Annotated in this window: 28 protein-coding genes and 2 rRNA genes; 8 read left to right on the top strand and 22 right to left on the bottom strand. The window is 37.0% G+C overall.

Going from position 1 to position 23901, the window contains the following annotated elements; genetic code table 11:
* Positions 1-8 precede the first annotated feature (8 nt).
* Entirely contained in the window at positions 9-551 is a 543-nt protein-coding gene (locus GLW08_RS07330) for a hypothetical protein (protein WP_160847961.1), read from the bottom strand.
* A 191-nt stretch (positions 552-742) separates the two neighbouring features.
* Between GLW08_RS07330 and GLW08_RS07325 the strand changes: the two genes are divergently transcribed.
* Positions 743-1183: a YtoQ family protein gene (locus GLW08_RS07325; protein ID WP_160847960.1), complete on the top strand. Its 441-nt coding sequence runs from the start codon at positions 743-745 to the stop codon at positions 1181-1183.
* A gap of 276 nt (positions 1184-1459) precedes the next feature.
* Here the strand turns inward: GLW08_RS07325 and GLW08_RS07320 are convergent, their stop codons facing one another.
* Together GLW08_RS07320 and GLW08_RS07315 are read right to left on the bottom strand one after the other, a co-directional pair.
* Positions 1460-1978 carry a DUF84 family protein gene (locus GLW08_RS07320; RefSeq protein ID WP_160847959.1) on the bottom strand — a complete coding sequence of 173 codons (519 nt, stop codon included), beginning with the start codon at positions 1976-1978 and terminating at the stop codon, positions 1460-1462.
* An 84-nt stretch (positions 1979-2062) separates the two neighbouring features.
* A complete protein-coding gene (locus tag GLW08_RS07315) occupies positions 2063-3130 on the bottom strand; it encodes a M42 family metallopeptidase (RefSeq protein WP_160847958.1) in 1068 nt (355 codons plus the stop codon).
* Positions 3131-3273: 143 nt separating this feature from the next.
* Here GLW08_RS07315 and GLW08_RS07310 point away from each other — a divergent pair, with 143 nt between their 5' ends.
* Positions 3274-3588 carry a PepSY domain-containing protein gene (locus tag GLW08_RS07310; RefSeq protein ID WP_160847957.1) on the top strand — a complete coding sequence of 105 codons (315 nt, stop codon included), beginning with the start codon at positions 3274-3276 and terminating at the stop codon, positions 3586-3588.
* A gap of 61 nt (positions 3589-3649) precedes the next feature.
* Here the strand turns inward: GLW08_RS07310 and GLW08_RS07305 are convergent, their stop codons facing one another.
* Positions 3650-4492: a YtnP family quorum-quenching lactonase gene (locus GLW08_RS07305; protein WP_160847956.1), complete on the bottom strand. Its 843-nt coding sequence runs from the start codon at positions 4490-4492 to the stop codon at positions 3650-3652.
* 153 nt (positions 4493-4645) lie between these two features.
* The gene (trmB, locus tag GLW08_RS07300; protein ID WP_160847955.1) at positions 4646-5284 is read right to left on the bottom strand and encodes a tRNA (guanosine(46)-N7)-methyltransferase TrmB; all 639 of its coding nucleotides are present in this window, start codon (positions 5282-5284) and stop codon (positions 4646-4648) included.
* A 258-nt stretch (positions 5285-5542) separates the two neighbouring features.
* Between trmB and GLW08_RS21610 the strand changes: the two genes are divergently transcribed.
* Positions 5543-5701 (top strand): hypothetical protein, encoded by a 159-nt coding sequence (locus tag GLW08_RS21610; RefSeq protein ID WP_202406312.1) that lies wholly within the window; start codon positions 5543-5545, stop codon positions 5699-5701.
* A 254-nt stretch (positions 5702-5955) separates the two neighbouring features.
* A complete protein-coding gene (locus GLW08_RS07295) occupies positions 5956-6237 on the top strand; it encodes a YtzH-like family protein (protein ID WP_160847954.1) in 282 nt (93 codons plus the stop codon).
* On the opposite strand, the gene GLW08_RS07290 is transcribed toward GLW08_RS07295, so the two are convergent.
* Together GLW08_RS07290 and GLW08_RS07285 are read right to left on the bottom strand one after the other, a co-directional pair.
* A complete protein-coding gene (locus GLW08_RS07290) occupies positions 6227-7030 on the bottom strand; it encodes a phosphotransferase family protein (RefSeq protein WP_160848482.1) in 804 nt (267 codons plus the stop codon). The two genes, GLW08_RS07295 and GLW08_RS07290, sit on opposite strands and share 11 nt — an antisense overlap.
* A 209-nt stretch (positions 7031-7239) precedes the next feature.
* Positions 7240-8175 carry a diacylglycerol/lipid kinase family protein gene (locus tag GLW08_RS07285; RefSeq protein ID WP_237458388.1) on the bottom strand — a complete coding sequence of 312 codons (936 nt, stop codon included), beginning with the start codon at positions 8173-8175 and terminating at the stop codon, positions 7240-7242.
* A 75-nt stretch (positions 8176-8250) separates the two neighbouring features.
* Between GLW08_RS07285 and GLW08_RS07280 the strand changes: the two genes are divergently transcribed.
* Positions 8251-9270, top strand: a complete 1020-nt coding sequence (locus GLW08_RS07280) for an EAL domain-containing protein (RefSeq protein WP_160847952.1) — start codon at positions 8251-8253, stop codon at positions 9268-9270.
* On the opposite strand, the gene GLW08_RS07275 is transcribed toward GLW08_RS07280, so the two are convergent.
* From GLW08_RS07275 to GLW08_RS07255, 5 genes are all read right to left on the bottom strand, one after another.
* Positions 9257-10108 (bottom strand): nuclease-related domain-containing protein, encoded by an 852-nt coding sequence (locus GLW08_RS07275; protein ID WP_160847951.1) that lies wholly within the window; start codon positions 10106-10108, stop codon positions 9257-9259. The two genes, GLW08_RS07280 and GLW08_RS07275, sit on opposite strands and share 14 nt — an antisense overlap.
* 77 nt (positions 10109-10185) lie before the next feature.
* A complete protein-coding gene (gene thpR, locus GLW08_RS07270) occupies positions 10186-10755 on the bottom strand; it encodes an RNA 2',3'-cyclic phosphodiesterase (protein WP_160847950.1) in 570 nt (189 codons plus the stop codon).
* Between the two features lie 13 nt (positions 10756-10768).
* Entirely contained in the window at positions 10769-11956 is a 1188-nt protein-coding gene (locus tag GLW08_RS07265) for an MFS transporter (RefSeq protein ID WP_160847949.1), read from the bottom strand.
* Between the two features lie 25 nt (positions 11957-11981).
* On the bottom strand, positions 11982-13394 hold the full coding sequence (pepV, locus tag GLW08_RS07260; RefSeq protein ID WP_160847948.1) for a dipeptidase PepV: 1413 nt from the start codon (positions 13392-13394) through the stop codon (positions 11982-11984).
* The gene (locus tag GLW08_RS07255) at positions 13391-14413 is read right to left on the bottom strand and encodes a potassium channel family protein (RefSeq protein WP_160847947.1); all 1023 of its coding nucleotides are present in this window, start codon (positions 14411-14413) and stop codon (positions 13391-13393) included. Before GLW08_RS07255 ends, pepV begins: the two co-directional genes overlap by 4 nt.
* 164 nt (positions 14414-14577) lie before the next feature.
* Here GLW08_RS07255 and GLW08_RS07250 point away from each other — a divergent pair, with 164 nt between their 5' ends.
* A complete protein-coding gene (locus GLW08_RS07250; protein WP_160847946.1) occupies positions 14578-14796 on the top strand; it encodes a DeoR family transcriptional regulator in 219 nt (72 codons plus the stop codon).
* A 370-nt stretch (positions 14797-15166) separates the two neighbouring features.
* On the opposite strand, the gene GLW08_RS07245 is transcribed toward GLW08_RS07250, so the two are convergent.
* The gene (locus GLW08_RS07245; RefSeq protein ID WP_237458365.1) at positions 15167-15895 is read right to left on the bottom strand and encodes a pseudouridine synthase; all 729 of its coding nucleotides are present in this window, start codon (positions 15893-15895) and stop codon (positions 15167-15169) included.
* A gap of 17 nt (positions 15896-15912) precedes the next feature.
* The gene (locus tag GLW08_RS07240; protein WP_160847945.1) at positions 15913-17538 is read right to left on the bottom strand and encodes a putative polysaccharide biosynthesis protein; all 1626 of its coding nucleotides are present in this window, start codon (positions 17536-17538) and stop codon (positions 15913-15915) included.
* Between the two features lie 114 nt (positions 17539-17652).
* Between GLW08_RS07240 and GLW08_RS07235 the strand changes: the two genes are divergently transcribed.
* The gene (locus GLW08_RS07235; protein WP_160847944.1) at positions 17653-18909 is read left to right on the top strand and encodes an NAD(P)/FAD-dependent oxidoreductase; all 1257 of its coding nucleotides are present in this window, start codon (positions 17653-17655) and stop codon (positions 18907-18909) included.
* Positions 18910-19125: 216 nt separating this feature from the next.
* Here the strand turns inward: GLW08_RS07235 and GLW08_RS07230 are convergent, their stop codons facing one another.
* Positions 19126-20301: an acyl-CoA dehydrogenase family protein gene (locus tag GLW08_RS07230; protein ID WP_160847943.1), complete on the bottom strand. Its 1176-nt coding sequence runs from the start codon at positions 20299-20301 to the stop codon at positions 19126-19128.
* 141 nt (positions 20302-20442) lie between these two features.
* Between GLW08_RS07230 and GLW08_RS07225 the strand changes: the two genes are divergently transcribed.
* On the top strand, positions 20443-21102 hold the full coding sequence (locus tag GLW08_RS07225) for a fumarylacetoacetate hydrolase family protein (protein ID WP_160847942.1): 660 nt from the start codon (positions 20443-20445) through the stop codon (positions 21100-21102).
* A gap of 219 nt (positions 21103-21321) precedes the next feature.
* Here GLW08_RS07225 and GLW08_RS07220 read toward each other — a convergent pair whose 3' ends face one another.
* The 7 genes from GLW08_RS07220 to GLW08_RS07190 all read right to left on the bottom strand — a co-directional run.
* A complete protein-coding gene (locus tag GLW08_RS07220) occupies positions 21322-21846 on the bottom strand; it encodes a YobA family protein (protein WP_160847941.1) in 525 nt (174 codons plus the stop codon).
* Positions 21847-22063: 217 nt separating this feature from the next.
* On the bottom strand, positions 22064-22348 hold the full coding sequence (locus GLW08_RS07215; protein WP_160847940.1) for a hypothetical protein: 285 nt from the start codon (positions 22346-22348) through the stop codon (positions 22064-22066).
* Between the two features lie 27 nt (positions 22349-22375).
* A complete protein-coding gene (locus GLW08_RS07210) occupies positions 22376-22834 on the bottom strand; it encodes a DUF5050 domain-containing protein (RefSeq protein WP_237458364.1) in 459 nt (152 codons plus the stop codon).
* Complete coding sequence (locus tag GLW08_RS07205; RefSeq protein WP_337193927.1) at positions 22794-23183, bottom strand: S-layer homology domain-containing protein; 390 nt, start codon at positions 23181-23183, stop codon at positions 22794-22796. The genes GLW08_RS07210 and GLW08_RS07205 overlap by 41 nt, the downstream gene beginning before the upstream one ends.
* The gene (locus GLW08_RS22400) at positions 23180-23362 is read right to left on the bottom strand and encodes an S-layer homology domain-containing protein (protein WP_202406296.1); all 183 of its coding nucleotides are present in this window, start codon (positions 23360-23362) and stop codon (positions 23180-23182) included. Before GLW08_RS22400 ends, GLW08_RS07205 begins: the two co-directional genes overlap by 4 nt.
* Positions 23363-23536: 174 nt before the next feature.
* Positions 23537-23652: ribosomal RNA gene (gene rrf / locus GLW08_RS07195) — 5S ribosomal RNA — on the bottom strand.
* 123 nt (positions 23653-23775) lie between these two features.
* A 23S ribosomal RNA gene (locus tag GLW08_RS07190) occupies positions 23776-23901 on the bottom strand; the annotation flags it as partial.

The raw sequence follows: 23901 nt of genomic DNA, 5'->3' as shown, positions 1-23901 counted from the left end.
CTTCTATTCTATTCATTTGACGCTTTAAATCCAATTGATCGAACAATCTTCATCATATTTCTTGCATCGTCTTCCATCGCTCGCTTTGTTGTTTCTGTCGTCATCTTAACGCCACCTACTCCTACCTGAAGCTCAAACATATCCTCTTCAATTGATAGAACACGTATGTAACCAAATCGTTCCTCATTCTCAAAGGATTCAATATGTAGGATGTCGTCCGCTTGCTTTGCAGAAGTATAAAAGGTGTCATTTGTTGGTTTCTCAAATGTGTTATAAAATAGAATATACTTTTGCTCATCTTCTTGAAGCAATAAATTATTTGCTTCATTAGATAAAATTTCCATCCTTTCAGGTAAGTAAAGGGAGATGTCTTCCAGTTCATGATTAATGGAAATGTCCTCTCTCTCAAATTCCTGCTTCGCCATAGATGTTGCTTTTTTCACTGCCTTCTCTTCAGAGATAAAAAAACCAAACACTGTCATTAGAATAAGGATGAGCACTCCTATACCGATTAAACCTAATAATAACCATTTTGGTCTAAATTCTTTCACATTGACTCTCTCCTTGCCATTAGACGATGAAGTCATACTTAAAGTACCTAACCATATCATACTATGGATATACAATTTGACAAGGAGTAGACTGACTAGAATTGATTTCCCATTTTGCAAAAATTTTGTGATATTATTAGACAAATAAGCTTATTACCACTACCAATAAAAGCTTAAGGGGGATATTGATAATGAAATTAATTGTTTATTTAGCTGGACAGATTCATGATGCTTGGCGCGATGAAGTAAAGGAAAAAGCACAGCAAAAAAATCTTAATGTTGACTTTGTCGGACCTCAAGAGGTACATGACCGCTCAGACTCAATAGGTGAAGACATATTAGGAGAGCAACCTGGAAATGTGTACCGTGATGATGCTGCTTCAAGTATGAATAACCTTCGTACTCAAGTATTGATGAATAAATCTGACCTTGTTATTGCACTTTTTGGTGAAAAGTATAAGCAATGGAACACAGCCATGGACTTGAGCGCAGCACAGACCATGAATAAACCTACCATCATCATTCGACCTAAATCTCTTCACCACCCATTAAAAGAACTATCAAACAAATCTACCGTTACAGTAGAAAACATTGACCAAGCAATACAAGCACTTGGATATATATATGAGTGACAATTAATATTCAAAGAATCATTATCGTAGCACAATAAAAGCTCAAAGTTGTTTAATCCTTTTCACCGCCGAGCTTGTTATGAAAACGTAGAATGGTTATGTATTACGTCCTTTTTTTATTGTAATTATTAATATAATTCAGCATAAATGGACGCAGTTTTTTATGTTTTATTTCAACTCCCTTTACCATCACAAAACGCATGCGAATGTCCTATTCGCATGCGTTTTGTATAAGAAATTAAGTGTGAAATATAATATCTTGTAATATTCGATAAACTACTGAATGCCCTTAGCCTTGTAATAGAATTCGTATTGGCCTTTTAATAATTTAACCACATGATCAAACATTTCAGTTCGGTTCACCACTTCGTTAGTGAAAACACCAATTGCTCCTTCATTTAGACTAACACCAGATCGTTGTGCAAATTTATCCATTACATCACCTAACTCTTTTCCTTTTTGAAGTTCATTAGCAACTTCTTCAGGTAGGGGGATTCGAGCTCCACTCGCAGTAAATGTGTTCTCTTTTTCATCAACAAGAGCTCCCCAATTGCAAAGGTACAGTTCATTCTCTAGTTCCATAACTCCACCTTCAAGACCAATTCCAAGACACCCCTTGGTGCTGTTTGCACATTCGCGTGCTCGATTAATGGCTCCTTCAAACGTTTCCTCATCAGAATAGGGTTGTGAAGACACTTTTGATCCAACTTCAATCCCTACAATATCAGCATCTACGAAATTGTTTTTTACTGCATTTACTTTTGATGGATTTGTAGAACCTACTACAATTTTCATCGTTTCATCCTTTCTAGGACCATAACTCATTTGGAATGAAGGAAGGTTGCTTCACATTATTAGTGAGCAACCCCATCCTTACAATTATCCATTTTGTTTAATTTGATCAACAACGTTTTGATCTGTTGTTTTTACTAATTTTGTAATTAATTCCTTGGCCGCTGCGTAATCATCGATATGAATCATTGATGCAGAGGTATGGATATACCTTGAACAAATACCAACTACCGCTGAAGGAACACCTTCATTAGAAACGTGAACCCTACCAGCATCGGTACCACCTTGAGAAATGAAGTACTGATAGGGGATATCATTCGTTTCCGCAGTATCCAAGATAAATTCACGAATTCCTTTATGAGTCACCATTGTCTTATCAAATATTCGTAATAGAGCTCCCTTACCTAACTGCCCAAACTCTTTTTCATCTCCAGACATATCGTTTGCTGGTGATGCATCAAGTGCATAAAAAATATCAGGTTGAATCATATTAGCAGCTGTTTGCGCACCACGCAACCCTACTTCTTCTTGTACCGTAGCGCCAGAATACAGTTCATTTGGTAGACTTACATTTTGAAGTTCTTTCAAAAGCTCAATGGAGAGGCCACAACCGTAACGATTATCCCATGCTTTAGCCAATATTTTCTTTTCATTTGCCATTGGTGTGAAAGGACAAATTGGTACAATTTGTTGGCCTGGTTTTATCCCAATCTGTTTAGCATCTTCTCGATCATCAGCACCTATATCAATCATCATATTCTTCATTTCCATTGGTTTTTGGCGCTGTTCGGGGGTTAAATTATGTGGAGGAATTGATCCGATGACCCCAATTACAGGTCCGTGATCTGTCATTACTTGCACACGTTGAGCAAGTAATACCTGACTCCACCAACCTCCTAATGGTTGAAATCGAATCATACCATTTTTAGTGATTTGCGTCACCATGAAACCTACTTCATCCATATGACCAGCCACCATCACTTTAGGGCCTTGACCTTTTTTCACTCCAAATACTCCTCCTAAATTATCCTGAATAACTTCATCTGAGTATTGTTCTAATTCACTTTTCATAAATTTACGTACAGCATGTTCATTACCAGGAGCTCCTTGTAACTCAGTTAATGTTTGAAATAGATTTAATGTATCTTGTTTCATATAAAAATCCCCAATCTCTATGTAATAATTGATTCTATATTATCGAATATTCAGAAACCATTCACCGATATATGTTTTTATTTTCTATTTTGGATGATTTTAGATATACTAAGGTTATAGTACTGAACAGAGAGGTGTAACAAATGAATTGGAAAAAATCAGTCGCTACAGTTGCTGCTGGAGCAATAGTTGGCTACGCTGTCGCAAAACAAGTCAATGATCATAAGCAATTATCTCCAGAAAAGGCATTAAAACTAGCTAAAGAGTCTTTTAAGCGTCAAGGACCTATAAGTGGTTCATGGATTCATATGAAAACAGAAGAGCTTTCCAAAGATGACATGCCTTACACGATTTATCGTGGTGGTGTTTCCCGGTCTGTTGATGGGGAAACGAAGCAATACGAATTTTTAGTAGACGCTGTAACTGGTACAGTACTTGATGTAAGTGTTGTAGCATAAAAATCCGCACTCTGTGCGGATTTTTTTGCAAAACCGCATGCTACATTCTTACGCAATTTTATTAGCGAAGGCGTTCTACTTTATCAAGCACTTCTCCTTGTTCATTAAACTTTAGAGCACGATAGTACGCATCATGGTAAAACGTGTACCATGCTTCTTTTTGATAGCCGTACTTCATCCAATCCTGTTTTTGATGAACGGACGTAACAGGAAAATCATCATAAGCTAATACCCAAAGGACATTTTGGTGAGCATTCGTTGGCATGATATCCGCCATATGAATAAATACTTCTTCGTCCTGTTCAAACCGAATCACACTATGGCCGTCACTATGGCCACCAGTATGAACCATATGTAAACCATTGACGATTTCCATTTCATCCTCAAATGTTTCAACCTGTTCAACAATGGGTTTCCAATTGTCTTCCCAATACGTATTTGCAGATCGGATGTTAGGATGTTTCATTTCATTCCATTCGGTTGAAGAGGTATAAATAGTGGCATTTTCAAATGCTGGCTTTAATTCACCATTCACCCATTTCGTTAGACCACAAGCATGATCAAAATGTAGATGTGTCATCAGAACACGATCAATTTCGCCTGTTGAAAAACCTAATATATTCAAAGACGATTCTACTTTTGACTGCTCCTCAACACCAAAATTTTTGATTTGTTTCTCGGTAAGTTTATCGTTACCTAGTCCAGAGTCAATTAGTATTTTTTCTCCATCTATTTCTAGCAAAATTGGATCTGTTCTTAATTCAATTTGATTCTTTTCATTTACCGGATATTTTTTGCTCCATAGGGGTTTTGGCACAACTCCAAACATTGCCCCTCCATCTAAATGATTGACTCCCCCATTCAACCATGTTAACTTGGCTCGTCCAACTTGTAAGGTTTCCATATCCTCTCTCCTCCTTCATACATATATTTCAGTGTATCACAGGAGGCGTTTTCTTGTAAGCGATATCAATCCGCACTTCCTCTCTACATAAGAAAGTGAACATATAATTAAGCCTCTGCGTTGGTCAAAGGCTTTTCAATCGACATCTTTCGGTTACGGAACTCTTACTACACAACGATAAATAGGATGACCTTGTTCTGAAAACTTTTCTTCATATTCTGTCATCACGTTTGTAGCATCTTCTAAATTATGAAGGTTTAATGAAACCTCTTCTAATGTCCACCCTGATTGTGAGAAACTAACTAAAGAATATTCAAAGAGTTGGCGATTGTCGGTTTTCATTACAACCTTTCCATCTGACTTTAAAATAGACTGATATTGTTCTAAAAAGGTTTTATATGTTAAACGTCTTTTCTCATGTCGAGCTTTGGGCCATGGGTCGGAAAAGTTTAAGTAGATTTGGTCTACTTCACTTTCTTCAAAAAGTTCCCTAAGATCATCAGCATCCTCGTTAAGTAAACGTGTATTTAGGATTTCTGCTTCTTTTACTTTCTTTATAGCTCCAACAATGACACTCTTCACACGTTCCATTCCTATAAAATTTATATTGGGATATTGCTTAGACATCCCCGTAATAAATTGTCCTTTTCCTGTACCAATTTCTATATGAACCGGATTTTCATTTTCAAATTCACTTACCCACTTGCCTTTTTTTGAAAACGGGTCTGCTACAACAATATGACTATTTTCATTCATATAGTCATCTGCCCAAGGTTTATTTCTCAACCGCATATCGTTTCCTCCTTCATTTCATCACCTGTTACCTTACCATGAATTAAATAAAATCGAAAGTTATCACCTTTTTTAGAGCATATGAGAGAAATTGGGATCCTTTTGAAGGATATATAATCATTGGTAAGCTATTTCCACTTCACACATGTTGATTCTAAAAAATGGTGTAAAAACTGCCTTTATCCCCCTTGGGTTGTAAACGCTTTCTCGTTTACAGTTAATAAAGTGTGATAAATACGGAAAATGGAGAGTGACGAAATGGTAACGATAATCTCTAAAATGACTGAATTTCTAGTTCTTGCTACAGTTTGTGTTTTATTTGCAGGATATGCTGTTTTTCTTTATCCCCTTGAAAAACTCCAAACACTTACCAGCCCAGAAGTAAAACAAAAACAACTAGAACACGCGCCTAACTAAACGTAACGTCGTTTGATAAAATAAGGATATAATATGCAAAACAAAATTTATTAGTGTACAAAAATGCATGGTGGGAAGTATCCCCCATGCATTTTTGTATGTGTGAACATTTATTAAACAAATAGCAAAGATAATAAAGAGCTTGGCAAAGTGCCAAGCTCTTAAAATGAATTATATCTCATCAATTGACCTGTACATACATATTTCCCCTCTAAAGGTGAAAAGATAACCTCAGAGGAAAGGGGGAATGACTAATGCTGACAGCTAAAGACCAGATACATGTTTTGTATGATTTATTAAGTGAACAATCAGAAGACTGCTGCGGGACCCATTCTGAATGTCAACAGATACAAAGGCTCGTTCGTTCCTTATTATCAAAAAAGAACATAAAAGATGAAGATGTTCTTAGAATTCTTCCTGAAATATATGAGTACAGCTTACAAGCAGAAACATCTCAAGATTTAAACGAGTACATTATGACAAATCAACCACAACTAACTCAATGGGCTTCGTCTATACAAAATATTAAATATTAATGATACCTAATTGGACCATAAGCCGCTTTAAATCATTCAACCACCGGGCGGCTTGCTTTTCTTCTTTACGGCATTTATGCCATTGTATGAATGATATGGTCTGAGCAATAATGTACCAGTGCATTCGACTTAATAAGTCTTGGTTTAATTCAATTCCATAGGTTTCCAACCATTGATGCCACTCATCCCTCGGAATATACCAGTGTAAAATCATTCCTAAATCCATTGCTGGATCGGCTACCATAGCATTATCCCAATCAATCAAATAAAGCTGATCTGAATTCGTTAATAACCAATTATTATGATTCATATCACAATGGCAGACAACCTTCTTTTGATTCTCAACATACTTTAATTGATTCTCAAGGTAACGAAGTGCTTGATGGATTTCAATTTGAGTATCAATAAAACTTGAATCTTGTTCTTGATTTTTTAGGTCCTGTAGTAAATTCTCAGGATCTAGTGGCTTTTTCCCTATTCTCATAAGTAAGTCTAATAACTCAGACGAATGGTGAATCTTACTTAATAGTTGGGCAACTCGAGGATGCTGAATTTCTTCAGGGGATAACTCTCTACCCTCTAACCATTGTTGCGCTGTTATGACATCACCATTTTCCATTCGCTTTGTCCATACGAGCTTGGGAACGATGCCTTCAGCTGACAGAACGGCTAAAAAAGGTGAGGAATTTCGTTTTAAGAATAGGCGTTTGCCATCGCGTTGTGCATAATACGCTTCACCCGTTGATCCGCCTGCTGGTGTAATTGTCCAATCTTGACCGAGTATTTGTTCCAACCAATTCACCTTCAATTCCTCAAATCTTTGTTGGTTTGTTTCGAAAACGCTAAAAGGTAAACTTAAGTATACCTTATTTTTGTGCAAAACACATTAAAACTTGTTATAATTTTCTTGATAGTACTTTTTTACCATAAATAGTTCTTCGTTCTTTTAGAGACACGACAATAGATTAACGCATTTTATTGTATGAATTCAAGCCTAACTCTTTATTTATCATATTGAAACACGCTTCTGGACTTTATTTCTTTATTCACATGGCAGCTTTCACATAATCCCGATTGACCATCAACTTGATAAGCAATAGGCTGATTAGCTGAGAAATCAACTTGGACAGCTTCCGTTATGGAAATCTCTTTAAAATGTTGATGTCCTCCCCAGAAAACAGTTAAAAATAATCCAAGTATCTTCCACCTAGAAATATTTTTTAACAGAAGTACCGAAAAATTATGTTCATTCATCTTAGAATTGGGAATAATTTTCATTCCTCCTCCATAATATCCATGGATACAAATGGTAAGCATCCATACATTCTTATGGGTGGTAGTAACTCCATCTTGTGTAATGGTTAGCGTTCTTGGTTGATAACGAAATAGACACTCTAATAAGGCTACAACATAGGAGAGCGAACCGATATGAATTTTATTTAGCCACTTTTTATAAGATGCTTGATTAGAACGTCTTACAACTTCAGCGTCAAACCCAAAGCCAATACTATTGGCAAACAATCGACTGTGATGTTTTTTTCGCCTATCAGTACGATAGACTCCTCCCCAATAAGGCCGATAACAAGAAGAGCTAACTACTTTTTTAAAGAGTCGTACACCTTTTAGTTTAGAGGAGATACCCCTTGCAAAATCATTGCCTGAACCTGCTGGTATAAAAGCTAAGGGAATAGTGGAATAGCTTTTCAAACCATTCAGTACTTCATGATACGTGCCATCACCACCTACCACAATAAATGAGGTTATTTTGTCAGGATACATTTCAACCAGTTGTTTTGCTAATTCTTCACCATGAGCTTTATGTTTGGTAAAAAAAGTACGACAAGAAATTTTATGAAATAAGGGGTCATTTTGTATGTTCTTAAAAACGCGTAGTGCCCTTCCGTCTCCTGCTGTAGGATTTACTATAAAAATATACATATTCAATCATCGCCTCTATTCAAATCACTGGAAAAATTACAAAGTTTTATTATACTAAAAAAAGGAGTGATTATTATGTCCAACACATGTCACTATTGTGGAATTCAAATGGCTATTCCAGAACAAGGCCAAGTTACGATGCACCCTAAACAATACGAAAAAATGGCAGGGAATAGATTCGTAAAACCTGAATTCCATCAAAAACATAATCGATACTATTTCTCTTTCCAATCTACTAATAATCTTATTACCCTATTAGAAGAGTGGTTGAAAGAAGATGTACATAATGAGTGGATGGAATTGCTAGATAACCACAATAATCAAATGCCAATAACCGTTCAACACCTCTATGAAAGAGCAACCCAACCTGCATTAACTTCCATTATATACAACGGAGAATTCACCTCTCATATTCAACCTATTATTGATTTGAAAACTCAGGGGATTTTTGGCTATGAAGCGTTACTCAGAACTACAAACTCTTCTACCTCACCCGGTGACCTGTTTGCTTTTGCTCAACGTGCCGGACTTCATTCCATGCTTGATCAAAAAGCTAGAGAGGAAGCCGTAAAATCAAAAGCTAAACATATTCCAAAGGGGCAGAAATGCTTTATCAATTTCTTACCTTCAACCATTTACGTGCCAGAATACTGTTTGCGCCATACATTCAATATTGTAAAACACTATGATGTGGCCCCATCCGACCTGGTCTTCGAAGTAGTGGAAACAGAAAAAATTACAAACATGGATCATTTAAAAAATATATTTGAAACATATCAGGCTTCTGGGATGAATGTTGCATTAGACGATGTTGGAAGTGGATATAGTACAATTGAAGTTTTAAATCTATTAAAGCCCCATATTGTAAAAATTGATAGAGAATATATACGAGATTGCCATTTAGAAAAAGAAAAACAAGATTTCTTGCTAAGGGTAATCAATACAGCGTATGAACTAGGAGTTGAACTATTGGCTGAGGGCATTGAAACGATAGAAGAATACAATTGGCTTCAGAACAATGGTATTCAGTACGGACAAGGATATTACATCGGCAAACCTTCTCCTTATCCCATTCATTCCTTTAGTCATGCATAAAGGAATCCATGGAATCGTCTTCCCATTCTGGACGTCTCACAGACGTAATTTGCGTGTAGCTTAGTAAAGCCGACACCGCTTTTAGTTGAATAGACTTAAGTGGTGAAGAAAATGTTCGCATTTTATGGAACCAACCCTCGTATTCTTCCATCCCTACATATTCTGTTTGATAAGGTTCATACTCAAATAAAATGGGATGGTTGGGTGCCAATACAATTTGCTTTACAGGCAAATCTATTTCATATGCATGTAAGATACTGCGAACAATACGACTAGATCGCTTCAGGGAAACAAGTGGACTTAACATTCTGCTGCGAATTTGATTACTGTCTTGATACCATGTGCGATCATCCCCAGCGATGAGCATGTCCGTATCAGGTATATCCACAAACGATATACAATAGATTCCTTGTGGGTGGATAAGAAGGTGATCGGTTTCCACAGGAGCTTTCTTTATCTTGAAAATTGGCTCATACATAAGTAGAAATGTATCCGGAAATCGCTGAAGAAAATATATCAATGTTGAATCTTTTTCATAATATCGATCTAAAAAAGACATTTCAGTTAACGTCCTGGACGCCCATTTAAACTGAAATGGAAGTAACCCATTTAAAAAATATTGCTTTAACTCCTGTTCACTTTCAGGAATATGGCCATTAAACATGTACTCTCTCATTTCTTCATCCATGGTATCTCTTCCATTTTGTTTATACTGGTCCCAAACCTGTTTCATACGTTTCCAATTTTGCTGCTTCAATCGAATAAAACGACTTGGGTAACGATAGGGGTCCGCAGTATATCGGGATGCATAATCTTGTAACTTTATTAATTGTGCCATACCTAACCCTCATTTGTTATTTGTTATAACCATACTACCTTACTAATATAGTAAGGTTATTCTTTATCTCCTGAACCCTATAAATGGTTTTGAGGAGATAAAGGTATTTGTTGGACTACTTCATACTTAGGTGTTTGATTCGGATGAATTTTAAATAATGTAAATTTGTTCACCTTAACTGTACCTAATACTTCTTGATGTTTAAGCATTGAATCCAACTCTGGACCAATCGAGGATGAGCCTACCCACTTCTTTGCCAATGTTATATGAGGTTTGTACACTCTTGTTTCCTTTTCAAATCCTAGTTCACTACATACTTGGTCTATTTTTTCTTGAAGTAAAAGTAACGAATTTGTTTTTTCAACTCCGGCCCAAATCACTCTTGGAGAAGTTGGTTTCCCAAAAAATCCAAACCCTTCTACATTTAGAGAGAATGTGGATGTATATCCACATTCTACCAACTCATTACATAACTTCTTTATTTTCTTTTCGGTTGCTGCACCTAAAAACTTAAGCGTAATATGTAAGTCATCTGAATCGGTCCAGTTTTTATAATTCGCATGCTGTTTCATCGCACTCTGCCAACGAGATAAATGAGCAGCCACTTCTCTAGGTAATGAAATCCCAATAAAATAATGAGCCTCCATCCTGCCCCCTCCTTTACTCTGAATAGCTTACTTGAGAAGATGGCACGCCTATGCCACCTCTAATATAAATCAAGAGAGACATTCCTATAAACGTCATCATAGCAAAGAATCCATACATTCCATTAACACTCCAATAATCCAATAACACACCTCCAATAAAGGTAAAAAAAGCATTCCCCATCCCATTACCTACTGCGGAATAGATGCCTACTGCTGTAGCTTGAACTGCTTTAGGTGCTGTTTTACGAACAAATAATAAAGCTGCAGGTATATAAAGTCCCACTGATACACCTTGCACAATCGTTGTAGCATAAACAAGGGCCACACTAGGCTCAAAGAAATAAAATAGCCATCGTGACCCCGATATAAATGCACAAATGAGCATTACGAATGTAACATCTAATCGATTGATAACCTTTTGAGCAATATTCATAAAGGGTGCTTCACTGCCGGCTGCGATTAAGAAAGCAATACCAACACCGGTTAATGTTCCACCTGTACTTAAAATGAATGTACCAAAATAATAATTATTTGCCAAAACTGGACCAAAAATTAAGAAGTTTGATACTAAGAAAACAATAAATGTTTTCTCTTTTATAAGCGTTTTGAATCCTGTTCTAAAATCAACTTGTACATGCTGGCCTTGTTTTGGGAAAGAGGATAAGGCTAGCACTGATAAAAGCAGCCCTAGACTAAACGCATAAAATATCCATGTTAAATCACCTGTACGATCTGTTACTTGCCCTACAACAAAGACAGCGACAGCGAAGCCAACCGCTCCCCATAACCTAATGTTCCCGTACTCTTTATTAAATACTTGAACGAAATTTAGAGATAAACTATCAGAAAGAGGTACGACGGCTGACTGGAATAAAGCAATCCCCACAATACCTAGTAATAAAAGAATAAATCCGTCTAACCATGTGTATGCAAATGACATAACACTCGCCATTACTGCCGCAATCACTAGTAAACGTCTTGGCTTTCTTGTATAATCACTCATCATTCCCCATAGAGGTTGTATAAAGATTGTTACAATAGGGATTGCAGCTACCACTAGTCCAATTTGGGTATGGGACAATCCTTTTTCCGTTTCTAAATAGACCGATAATAGTGGAAATAATGCCCCAAATCCAAAAAAGGCAAAGAAATAAAAAGTTTGAAAAAATCGGTATGTTTTCTGTGGTTTCGTTACATTCATTGGTAAGACCCTTTCTGTCATTAAGCTAGTCTGTTACAAGATCGTAGAGTGCTTCTGCATAAATTAATGCTGCTTTCATGAGATCATCAATTCTAACATGCTCATCTGCATTATGGGCTGTATCTGGACTATCATCAAACAGAGCTCCATACGCAACTCCTTGTTCTAGAGCTCTTGCATACGTTGCCCCCCCAATTGCAATTGGAGCTACATCCTCTTGATCAGGAGTATGCTTCTTATACACATTAAGTAATTGTTGAACAAATGGATGATCCTTTTCTAAGAAAATAGATTCAAGATGCTCGATAATGGATTCTTCAAACCATTGGGAATTGACCTCTTTTTTAAAGGTTAAAAACAACTCCTCAAAATCTTTCGTTACGGGGTACCTCATATTCAGGCCAAGCGTAATAATACCATTTTCTATAGAACCTTGTCCTATATTCACTGTTAGTGGACCGGATACATCGTCTTGACAAGCAATCCCTAGTTCTTCCCCTCTAGTTGGCGCAAGCTTCTCAGAAATCCATTTCAGGGTTTGTTTTAAATCATCCGCTAAAGGAAGTGTTTTAAGAAATGATAGCATGCTAACAAATGCATTCACTCCATTGTTCGGTTCCATGGCATGAGCTGACTTTCCCGTCATGGTTATTTCCCAATGAGTAGGATGTTGTATGATCTCTCCTTCACAGGCGTCTTCCTTCATAAAGAAATCAAACATATCAGGTAAAGCAGCGCTATTCCAGCTAACCGTTGCAGTAGCTTTTTCAGGAACCATATTTAACCTTTCTCCACCTTGAAGAGACAGTATAGATGCCTTAGCTTCTTCTGATTGTATCGTTGTAGTGGATTTAATTAATTCGACATCAACAAGACCTTTTTCTGCATGAATGACTGGAAACTTAGCGTCAGGCGAAAATCCAATACTTGGCATTTCTTCCTGCTCGAAATAATGCTTCATACATTTCCATTGGCGTTCCTCATCTGTGCCTACAATAAAACGAACTCGTTTATTAGGCTTCACTCCTAAGTCCTTTAACCATTTCATTGCTATAAAGGCTGCCATTACAGGTCCCTTATCATCTTGAGCACCTCTAGAAAATAGTTTCCCCTCAGAAACTGTTGGTTGAAAAGGATCTCCACTCCAACCTTCTCCTGGTGGAACAACATCCAGATGACCTAAAACACCAATTAAATCAGTACCTTGTCCCCATTCTATATGTCCTGCATAGCCATCGACATTCTTAACGTTGAAACCTTCACTCTCTCCTAGAGCTAACATAAATTCTAAAGCTTCATGAATACCTTGTCCGAAAGGTTTGTTCTTTCCTATAGTTGATTCATCATACATGCTTGGAATCGTTAGAAGTGACTTAAGGTGATCCAATAAAAAGGGTTGGTATTCGTTTATGCCTTGCTGGGTAAAATCTGGCTTCATGATGACATCTCCTTCCTTATCATTTGATAGGTTTCTTTATCACATATGACGTATAGTTCAGCTTCTTTAGGTAATGGTTGGTCAAGCATGCGATTGATACTTAGGTTCTGACGATCCGCAATTAACGTAGCACCGTACTCAAGCAACTCATTGAAAGCCTTTCGGTATGTATCCCAATGTTGTTGTGAAGGAACGTGAAACAAGTCATCCCCGTGGGAACGTCGCATCAATTGCCCATAAATCCCTGAGACTCCTTTTGTAAATGCAGAACGTACAGCAAGTGAGGAAATCGTTTCATTAGAGAAAATAAATTCATCTACACTGGCATGCTCAAAGTTTTTTATATGCTGTTCTTCCATAACCTCTACTACTGTGTGTACATTTTTTGTCATAGACTCAACGGTAGATGCAATGAGCAATGTTTTGCCATCAATCAACTGAGCATCTTGTAGCGTGTCGTCAGCAAAAATTAACACGGCTTTTGCTTCTCTCACATTTGCTTTTTCTAAAGTTTCTCTAGATGAGGCATTTCCTTTAATGTAATGAATAGTATCTTCTAAGAGAGGTGCTGTTTCTAAATCATCTATAATGACAATTTCTGTATCTTCCATCGTATCTAACATTTCGTTCACTGCATAGTGTGCCTTTTTAGACCAACCAAGAATAATGTAATGACTTTTTCCTTTGTACACAATATTACCTTCCCTTCTTCTTTTGCGAAATAATGATAAACCATCGACAACTTTACCAATGACAACACCAATCAACCCTATGCCTAAAATGTACAATACTATGGCAATCATCCTACCTGCTACTGTTACTGGTGAAAAATCACCATACCCGACAGTGGTAACGGTTGTCATCACCCACCAAAAGCCATCAAAAAAAGTAGGGAATGTATCAGGCTCAACCAATACAATTAATACCGTAGATAATCCGATAAGCAACATACTACTAACGAATAAAACAGTATTATTGATCTTAATCATTTTAAATAAAAGTTTTCGTAATAAAATCATAACATCCTCCTTTTTTACATAATGATAACGCATCGTAAATAACATGAATTCTCTGTAAATTTCAGGCCATACACTAGCTATTATACAACGAATTATTGTAGAATGAACTTAACTTCCAAGATTCACAGGCACCACGTCTCAAACAAACATTAAGGAGTGGTTTTTTGAATCGTTCAACAACTCGTATGCTAAGTCGTGTGAAAGCTATTTATCTCTATATCCGAGAGAAAGGAATGGTGAGTACCACTGACTTGGCCGAAGAGTTTGGCATCACAGACCGAACCGTTCAGAGGGACCTTCATGTTTTGCAATACAATGGGCTGGTTACAAGTCCGAATCGTGGACAGTGGACGATTACAGAAAGAAAAGTGAAAATATCATAACAGAACAAAAGCTAGAGGCGCCCGATTAGCGACGTATGTGCTGCGGCCCACAGGACGTGGGTTGGTTCGATGTTACTGCGTGAAGCAGCGAGTTTAATCGAACTTCCTCAAAATCCGAATGAGATACAGGATACACGAAGAGCGATAACGATTCGATGTTGACTTATCGTAAGGAGGTGCAGGAAGTTTGCTAGTCGCTGGGCGCTGGAGCTGGACATGTAAGAGCCACCAACTTATACTTTCTTTACTATTAAAAAACATCATACACCATTCGTCATCTCGACAACCAAATCATGACGAAAACCACATAATGTAATAGAAAGCCCGGATAGCAACTTATCCGGGCTTTTTTTGGTATCCTATCGTATACTTATTCTTTCGACTGAGAGCTATTTTGATGTAGAAGTTCGATTTCATCATCATTTAACTCTCGATACTCTCCAGGCTCTAAGTCCTCATCCAGCTCTAGACCAGCCATACTAATTCGTTTCAAATAGGTTACTTGTTTATCAACACTCTCAAACATACGTTTTACTTGATGAAACTTTCCTTCTGTAATAACTAACTCAATCTCTGAAGTTGGTCCAGAATGAATAATTTCCAGCTCTGCTGGTTTCGTTTGATATCCATCGTCCAGTACTACACCTCTTCGGAACGCCTTTTGATCCGCTTCAGTGACTTCACCTTCAATCGTAGCAAAGTAACGTTTCCCAATGCCTTTCTTCGGAGATAAAAGTTGATGAGTTAGCTTTCCGTCATTGGTAATCAACAATAATCCTTCAGTATCTTTATCTAACCTTCCAACAGGAAATGGCTCAAATACATGATCTTCAGGCTCTAATATATCAATGACCGTTGTATCATGAGCGTCTTCTGTCGCAGAGATAAGTCCTTGAGGTTTATTCATCATCAAATAAATGTACTCTCTGTATTCAACCACTTCTCCGTATACAGTGACCTCTTGTGTTTCTGGATCAACATGTGTTTTGGCATCTTTAATGGGCTGGGCATCAACTCTGACAATGCCTGACTTTAATAACTTTTTTACTTCTTTTCTTGTCCCATATCCCATGTTGGCTAACATTTTATCTATTCTCAAATTATTACCTCCTCACGTTAACTCCGTTTTAAAAATCGGTCTAATACCTTTATGCGGTTTCCTAGTACACGTTCTAGTAATGTCGTTTGATAAGCCAATCCTAAATACACGACTGCTCCTGTTCCAGCACTGATGAATAAAACGGCTATCGCGGACATACGACCGTCATCATATTGCAAGCCAGCTAAAGCTAATATCCATCGAACTAACATGACTACCAAGACCATGATGATGGTTAATATCCCCATCAACATACTTCGCTTCATTATTTGTTTCAATGGAAAGGAAGCAGCTCTACTAATTTTAATTAAATTTAGTATAACCGCTGTTCCAACAGCTAACCCTGTACCAAATATGGCTCCTTTAGCTCCAAACAATAGAATAAACGGAATGTTTAACGTTATTTTTAAGAACAATCCTGCTCCTAAACTCACCACTGCAAAACGTTGTTTATTAATACCTTGCAAAATAGAAGAGGTGACTGTGAACAATGCAAAGAATAATGCAACTGGTGCATACCATGCTAGAAGTCGACCTGTAATCTCCATATTCTCAAATCCATAGAATGTGGCATAAGCCGCATTTGATAATATGCTCATTCCAACTGCAGCGGGCAAAATAATTAGAATGATAATTTGGAGTGATTGATTTATTTGGTGGAATAGTTGTTTCTGTGCTCCATTTGTGTACGACTTCGTAATAGCGGGTAATAACGCAAGAGAAAGGCCAGTCGCAAGCGTTACAGGTATAATAACCAACTTGTGTCCATATAAGTTCATTGCGGAAAGAGATATTTCGCTAATACTCCCAAGCCCAGCTGCACTCATAGCTCGGTTAAACGTAAGCATATCAACAAGCTGATATATCGGAGTAGCTACTCCAACTAGCACAAATGGTCCTGCATAAGCTAATAATTCTTTATACAAATCTTTCATTGGTATGTTTGAACTTGTTTGTTGTTGAGCTAACATTTCATCTAAGCTTGCTTTTTTCCTTCTCCAGAACACATAAAGAACAATCGCACTAGCTATGGCACCAATGAAAGCCGCAAAGGATGCAAACCCAACAGCCAGTGGAATATCGTTATAGTATTTCATTACGAGGTACGTTCCAGTTAAAAGAAAAATAATACGAACAATTTGTTCAATAACTTGTGAAAAAGCAGTAGGCTCCATTGATTCATATCCTTGGAAAAAACCCCTTGTCAGACTCATCCCAGGTATAACAAGCAGAGCAAAACTGACCATTTGTATGACCATTCCAATATCTTCAATTGAGTTCCCTTTTTGACTATCACCTTTGACCCAAGGCGCTACTAGATCTGCACTAAAGTATAATAATAAAAATGCAATTACACCTGTTATTCCCATTAGACCTAGACCTGATTGATACATTTTCCTACCTGTTTCATAATCTCCAATGGCATTATATTTAGAGACAAACTTGGAAACAGCTAATGGGACCCCTAAAGTGGAAATACTGATTAAGATGTTATAAGGAGTGTAAGCATAGTAAAGTAAAGCCCCCCCTGTTTCTCCTACCATTTCATTGAACGGAATGGTATAAATCATTCCTAAGAATTTTGACAGGAATGTAGCTCCTGTTAAGAGCATGGTTCCTTTTAATATTTTAGATACTGCCATATTTTCACCTGCATTTATTTGTAGAATACAACCATTCTATTTTATCATATATAAGATGGATTACGATTTGATTGTGACGAAAATTGTCTTTTCATAGAAAGGAATGTCTAACCAATGTATGACGTTACAGTAATAGGAGGCGGCCCTTCTGGCTTAATGGCTGCTATTGCAGCTGCAGAGAATGGAGCCAACACCCTGCTAATCGATAAAGGAAAAAAGTTAGGAACAAAATTAGCAATTTCAGGAGGCGGAAGATGTAATGTAACGAATCGCCTTCCTGAAGAAGAAATCATTAAGCATATTCCAGGTAACGGCCGCTTTTTATATAGTGCATTTTCAGTTTTTAATAACTACGATATCATTGAATTCTTTGAGAATCTAGGCGTAGCTCTTAAAGAAGAAGATCACGGCAGAATGTTCCCTGCAAGCAACAAAGCAAAAGATGTTGTGAACGCGATGCTTCATCGAATGGATGAACTAAACATTACGGTCATGAAGCAAACACCTGTTGAAACCATTCATTACAGTGATGAAATTCATGTGATTGAATTGCAATCAAAAGAACGAATCGAAACGAAATCATTAGTTATTTCTGTTGGCGGAAAATCAGTCCCTCATACTGGTTCAACAGGAGATGGATATGCTTGGGCTGAAAAAGCTGGACATACCATAACGGACCTTTATCCAACCGAAGTCCCTTTAATTTCTCAAGAAACATTCATACAGGAGAAGACGCTACAAGGATTATCACTTCGAGATGTAGCATTATCTGTCCTTAATCCTAAAGGAAAAATCATAAAAACACATCAAATGGATATGCTCTTCACCCATTTTGGTATTAGTGGTCCTGCGGTATTACGCTGTTCTCAATATGTAGTAAAAGAATTCAAAAAAGGGAACCGACCTGTTCCAATGCAAATCGACGCCATTCCTGGTCAAAAAGAACATGTACTACTTAATGAAATGAAGACACTAGTTAAGGACAACCCAAAACGAACAGTCAAGAACCTCTTAAAAGGATGGGTTCCTGAGCGTTATCTTGAAATGCTTATGGACAAGAATGGTATTACCACCGAAGATAAAGCGGCAAATACTTCTATGGAAAAGCTACAAAATCTTGTACATGATTTTAAGAAATTCACCTTTAATGTCCACGATTCACAATCAATCGAAAAGGCATTCGTAACAGGAGGTGGTGTTTCTACAAAAGAAATCATTCCTAATACAATGGCTTCTAAGAAAATGGATCGCCTTTACTTCAGTGGAGAAATATTAGATATTCATGGCTATACAGGTGGTTATAATATCACCTCTGCGCTCGTAACTGGAAGATTAGCAGGTTCAAATGCTGCATATGACTCTTATTCTTAAAAAACAAGCTTATAACATGCTTCCCTTTTTACAACCGTGCAACTTCCTAATGGGAGTTGCACTTTATTATTTAATTCGGTAATATTTTTTCTATTAGAAAGAAGGAAATTAGGGGGGACTTGCCAAGCATCAAGGGGATAGAGTGATAGATTAAAACCGTCTCAAAAATAAGGAAAAAGGAGAGAATCCCCTCCTTTTTCGCTTGAATACTGAATATTATTCATCCTTCTCAGGCGCATTATGAATAGCCTGTTTAGCTAAATTTTCAATAACTGCATCATCCATAGGTGGATTGTGCAAACCAGCTCTTACATCACGATAATACCTTTCGAATGCATATTTTTTTGATAAACCTCTACCACCAGCAATTCGCATTGCAAGATCCACTATTTCGTTGGCTGCATTTGTAGCTATAGTTTTAATTGCACCAAGTGTTTCTCCTAGCTGTTCCCTCTTATCAGGATAACGATCCCATTGGTCTGCGATGGAATACATAAAGTGACGAGCATTCATTAACTTCAAGTCCATTTCGCCTATTTTCTGTCGTACGTGGGGTACTTCAGAAATAGGTGTATCTAGACTATTAGGTTGAAAACTCTTGGCAAAATCAATGGCATCATTTCGAGCAGCAATGGCAATACCTAAATAACAAGCCGGAATGTGCAACAACCAGCCTTTAGGTTTTTTAGATTTCGTAGCCATTTCAACTAATCTTTTTTCAGGCAACTGAACATTGTTTAACACCAAGTCATGACTACCTGTTCCTCTCATCCCTACTGTGTCCCATGTATAATCAATGGATACTCCATCTAAACTTGAATCAATCAAGAACCAACCTACCTGGTCTTTCTCTTCTACATACGCCGAGACAATATAATAATCTAAAACGCTTGCCATAGAAGTGAATGTTTTTCTTCCAGTAACGTTATACGTATTCCCATTTTTCTTAGCCGTAGTTTCTGGACGGCCACCTCTCGTTGGACTACCAGTTGCTGGTTCAGACGCTGCTCTATTTACAACTTTCTGTTCTCCTTGGATTTCATGTGCTAGGACATCGAAATCCTCATCCGACCACAAACCTTCATCTCTTAGTTCCATAATAATGCCCATATGCCAACCAATTGATAAAGCAACGGATCCATCCGCAACAGCTAATCTCTCTTGGATCAATAGCAACTCATAAAGGGAAAGCTCCCGCCCGCCATGGGAGTGAGGCAAAGGTAAAGCTGGATAACCAACCTCCTTCAGATCTCTTAACGTTTCCTCTGGAAAATCTGCTTTCTCATCTGCATTTAATGCTCGTTCTTTGATGCTAGCACCTAAAGAATCCACTATATCAAACAATTCTTGTTGTCTGTCTGTTTTTATGATATTCGTGTATAAATTTCTCATATCATCACCTCTTCGACTTCCTTACTTAAATCATATTAAATCTATAGGAATTATGCTAATGATGAGATTATACTGTTTTGTCTCAACTATTGAAAGAATATGCTACACTCAAACTAGAATTGTTTTAGTAAGGAGGACATTATGGTAGATTTTCATGACGTTGAGAATATTTACTGCATAGGACGAAATTATGCAAAACATGCTAAAGAGCTAGGAAATGAGGTTCCCTCATCTCCTGTTATTTTTTCAAAACCAACCCATGCTCTACATTCAGCAGAAGGGGAACTAGAACTTCCTTTCCAGTTAGGGGACATCCATCATGAATTAGAACTCGTCATCAAGATGGCATCCACCTTCAACCCTAACCAATCATTAGATAAGGTAATAGACGGTATCGCTTTAGGAATTGATTGGACAGCACGTGATCTACAAACAAAGCTTAAAGAAAAAGGCCAACCATGGTTACTGGCAAAAGGTTTTAAAGGATCAGCTGTACTAACTGAATTTCTTCCTGTCCCAAATGAATCAGATATACCTCACCTATCATACTCTCTTGTTAAGAATGGTGACGTTGTTCAAGAAGGAGAACCTGGGCAAATGATTTTCTCCATTCGTGAGTTACTTGAGTACATAGATACACATCTTGGACTTCACAAAGGAGACGTTATTTTTACAGGAACCCCTGAAGGAGTAGGTCCTATTCAATCAGGCGATGTTATGGAGTTAAAACTTTATCATCCTCATACTGACTCTTCATATACATTTGGTCCATTAACGATTACTTCAATGAAAAGCACCTAACAGTAGCTATCCATTATGATAAAGTCAGAGAAAGAAAGCCTATTGAAAGTCCCTTAGAGCTCAAACTACTCTAAGGGATTTTTAACGGCTTTAACTATTTATCTAATAGTATTTCAAAGTATAATACACATGATAAGTAATAGTAGCAAACATCAGTTATATTCAAATTCAGAAGAATCGTCCAGACATATAAAAAACAGTATGAGAAGGCTTCATTTCTTAATTATCGTTAATTGACATAGTAAGGATGGATTTCTCTCCAGCATTCTCTACTTGTATCTCTATTGCCCAACTATTTGTTTTCTCGCTAAATTTAATAGATTTCACAACTGGAATCCCTTCTACACTATTTATTTTATTTAATGCTTTTCTTAATGCTTCTGCTTCCGATAGATCAGCATTCTCTTCTATTTCTTGTGATACAACTCGAACATCACCTATCTTCGCTTGACCAGGATAAGATTCTTGCACTCCCCCATCTACCCATACTTCTACTTGTTGACCTACTTCTATCCGATCAGGTGCATTGGAACCCCAAAGTGCACTATAATACTCAGGGTCACCTCCGTTTTTACTATAATCTTTCGGCTCTGTACCTACGACTAGAATACTTCCCTCTTTCTTATCCATCACATATCCTTTGTAATCAGGTTCCCCTAAACTTACTTTATCCCCATCAAAACATGCTGTTAGAACTAGACTTAGCAACAGCGTAACAATAAAAAAGAGAGAGATTTTTTTCATAACGAGAAACCTCCTAATAATTCTGTTCATTCATTTATCAGACGTATATAAACCATAATGAGTTACGGTAAGAAAGAAGTATGTATATAGCAACTAATCATTCATATAAAAATATTAATTCCTTGAAATTGATTACCAATAATTAAACCTTATTCCATTTCACATTATAAAAAGAACACCTTATCGTATTCATCTAATAAGGTGTTCTTCATTTACTTTAATTTTTTAGAGGAATGCTAAAATACTCTTTTTGATAACTCTCTTCCCATATACTGTCTCTTATTATAAACCATAACTGGTCATTTTTTGTCCCAATATATTGTCCTTGTGTATCTTCCATTATTTTTTCTTTAGATAATACTTCTGATGAGAACTTAAATAAATTTGTAAGCTCTTCAATGGAGTACAGATCCCCCTTAATGATTGGGATGATTTCTTCTTCAGGATCTAATTCTTTTTTATTGGAACCATCATTATCTAATATGACACTTCCATATACCACATTATTTTCTATTATATTCCAAGAGACTTAGTAATAAAATGGTTCATTGCTTAATTTTTCGAGCATGGAACCATCTAATCGAATACGATAAAGCTTCTCTTCATCTGAATAGTTAGTAAAGTAAACCCACCCATCTTTAGCATCTAAATTAAAGATTTCTACCTCTTTTGTAATAATCTTAGGATCTTCTCCATTTGCATTTCTACTTTTTAAATAATATTGTCCCCCTCTTTCAATCCCTCCACCTTCCAAGAAATTACCATAATAGCTATATACGATTTTACTATCTGAAATCGCCATATCAGTTACTAATTCTTCTGACAACCTTTCTAATTTAGTTCCTTCCAGATTTACTCGATAGATTTGTCCTTTGGGAAGATCACCTGACCTATCACTACGATAAACCTCGTGTAAAAAGTAGACCCAATCTCCAAGTCTATATGATTCACCTAGGACTTTTTTTACAGGCGAGAGTTTGTGTTTCATTTGTAGTAACATCTGTTTTATATACCCCAAAATAATCCGACCAGACAATGACATTTTTACTATGTAAAGATGCCTTACCAGAAATAAAATAGTTACTCATACTTCTTGCCATAAATACTGTGGAATGAGCACGAGTTAAGATATTACCTGATTTGAAGATTCCATCTAAATAACCATTAGTTATTTTATTCTTTGCCAAAGCTTGAATAACCTCATACGCTTTATGTCCAGCGGAAACATCATTAAAACTTTTATTAGATATTCCGTTTAAGTTAAATTCCTTCTGTAATACAATAGCCATTTCTCCACGTGTCATCGGTTCATGCGGTTTAAAATATCCATCATTTATAACATCATCAAAAATTCCATTAGCAAGTACTCCAAAGGATTGTTTGGGCCAAATGTTCCATCATTCATACCTTTAATAATAAATCTTTCACTTAAATAATGTATTTCTTCCTTTGCCCAATAATTTTCTGATACATCCGAAAATCCATAACTAACTCCCGGAGAAAATAGCCACCCCAAATCCAATCATCATAACCATGACACAGACTAAACATCATTTTTACATCACATACCTCCAAAATTAAATAATAGATACACATATAGTACTATTCATCTAATTACATTTAATACCAAATCAAATATATTGAACAAAAAAATCCCTTAGGAAACGAAATTCCTAAGGGATTTGTGTGTGCATGGCGGCGTCCTACTCTTGCGGGGGTGAAACCCCGACTACCATCGGCGCTGAAGAGCTTAACTTCTGTGTTCGGCATGGGAACAGGTGTGACCTCTTCGCCAAAACCGCCATACTTTGTATTTTCTTGAAGGTAGTACCTTCAAAACTAGATAAGAATGAGACATCGAATGGTTGGTGCGTCTTTTCGGGTTCGAGCTCCATCGACTGCCGAAGCAGTCGCCTGCGCTTTTCGTGTTTAGTTAAGTCCTCGATCTATTAGTATCCGTCAGCTGCACGTGTCACCACGCTTCCACCTCGGACCTATCAACCTTGTCGTCTACAAGGGATCTTACTCATTTAAAATGATGGGAAATCTCATCTT

Origin of the sequence: Pontibacillus yanchengensis (assembly GCF_009856295.1) — a bacterium.
In the GTDB taxonomy this organism is placed as follows: domain Bacteria; phylum Bacillota; class Bacilli; order Bacillales; family BH030062; genus Pontibacillus; species Pontibacillus yanchengensis_A.
This window is presented reverse-complemented; position numbering and strand designations above follow the sequence as displayed.

Excerpts from the sequence above, each read along its gene's own strand:
- GLW08_RS07325 (WP_160847960.1), top strand. The coding sequence starts at position 743 with ATGAAATTAATTGTTTATTTAGCTGGACAGATTCATGATGCTTGGCGC.
- GLW08_RS07320 (WP_160847959.1), bottom strand. The coding sequence starts at position 1,978 with ATGAAAATTGTAGTAGGTTCTACAAATCCATCAAAAGTAAATGCAGTA.
- GLW08_RS07315 (WP_160847958.1), bottom strand. The coding sequence starts at position 3,130 with ATGAAACAAGATACATTAAATCTATTTCAAACATTAACTGAGTTACAA.
- GLW08_RS07310 (WP_160847957.1), top strand. The coding sequence starts at position 3,274 with ATGAATTGGAAAAAATCAGTCGCTACAGTTGCTGCTGGAGCAATAGTT.
- GLW08_RS07305 (WP_160847956.1), bottom strand. The coding sequence starts at position 4,492 with ATGGAAACCTTACAAGTTGGACGAGCCAAGTTAACATGGTTGAATGGG.
- trmB (WP_160847955.1), bottom strand. The coding sequence starts at position 5,284 with ATGCGGTTGAGAAATAAACCTTGGGCAGATGACTATATGAATGAAAAT.
- GLW08_RS21610 (WP_202406312.1), top strand. The coding sequence starts at position 5,543 with ATGGTAACGATAATCTCTAAAATGACTGAATTTCTAGTTCTTGCTACA.
- GLW08_RS07295 (WP_160847954.1), top strand. The coding sequence starts at position 5,956 with ATGCTGACAGCTAAAGACCAGATACATGTTTTGTATGATTTATTAAGT.
- GLW08_RS07285 (WP_237458388.1), bottom strand. The coding sequence starts at position 8,175 with ATGTATATTTTTATAGTAAATCCTACAGCAGGAGACGGAAGGGCACTA.
- GLW08_RS07280 (WP_160847952.1), top strand. The coding sequence starts at position 8,251 with ATGTCCAACACATGTCACTATTGTGGAATTCAAATGGCTATTCCAGAA.
- GLW08_RS07275 (WP_160847951.1), bottom strand. The coding sequence starts at position 10,108 with ATGGCACAATTAATAAAGTTACAAGATTATGCATCCCGATATACTGCG.
- thpR (WP_160847950.1), bottom strand. The coding sequence starts at position 10,755 with ATGGAGGCTCATTATTTTATTGGGATTTCATTACCTAGAGAAGTGGCT.
- GLW08_RS07265 (WP_160847949.1), bottom strand. The coding sequence starts at position 11,956 with ATGAATGTAACGAAACCACAGAAAACATACCGATTTTTTCAAACTTTT.
- pepV (WP_160847948.1), bottom strand. The coding sequence starts at position 13,394 with ATGAAGCCAGATTTTACCCAGCAAGGCATAAACGAATACCAACCCTTT.
- GLW08_RS07255 (WP_160847947.1), bottom strand. The coding sequence starts at position 14,413 with ATGATTTTATTACGAAAACTTTTATTTAAAATGATTAAGATCAATAAT.
- GLW08_RS07240 (WP_160847945.1), bottom strand. The coding sequence starts at position 17,538 with ATGGCAGTATCTAAAATATTAAAAGGAACCATGCTCTTAACAGGAGCT.
- GLW08_RS07235 (WP_160847944.1), top strand. The coding sequence starts at position 17,653 with ATGTATGACGTTACAGTAATAGGAGGCGGCCCTTCTGGCTTAATGGCT.
- GLW08_RS07230 (WP_160847943.1), bottom strand. The coding sequence starts at position 20,301 with ATGAGAAATTTATACACGAATATCATAAAAACAGACAGACAACAAGAA.
- GLW08_RS07225 (WP_160847942.1), top strand. The coding sequence starts at position 20,443 with ATGGTAGATTTTCATGACGTTGAGAATATTTACTGCATAGGACGAAAT.
- GLW08_RS07220 (WP_160847941.1), bottom strand. The coding sequence starts at position 21,846 with ATGAAAAAAATCTCTCTCTTTTTTATTGTTACGCTGTTGCTAAGTCTA.
- GLW08_RS07210 (WP_237458364.1), bottom strand. The coding sequence starts at position 22,834 with ATGAAACACAAACTCTCGCCTGTAAAAAAAGTCCTAGGTGAATCATAT.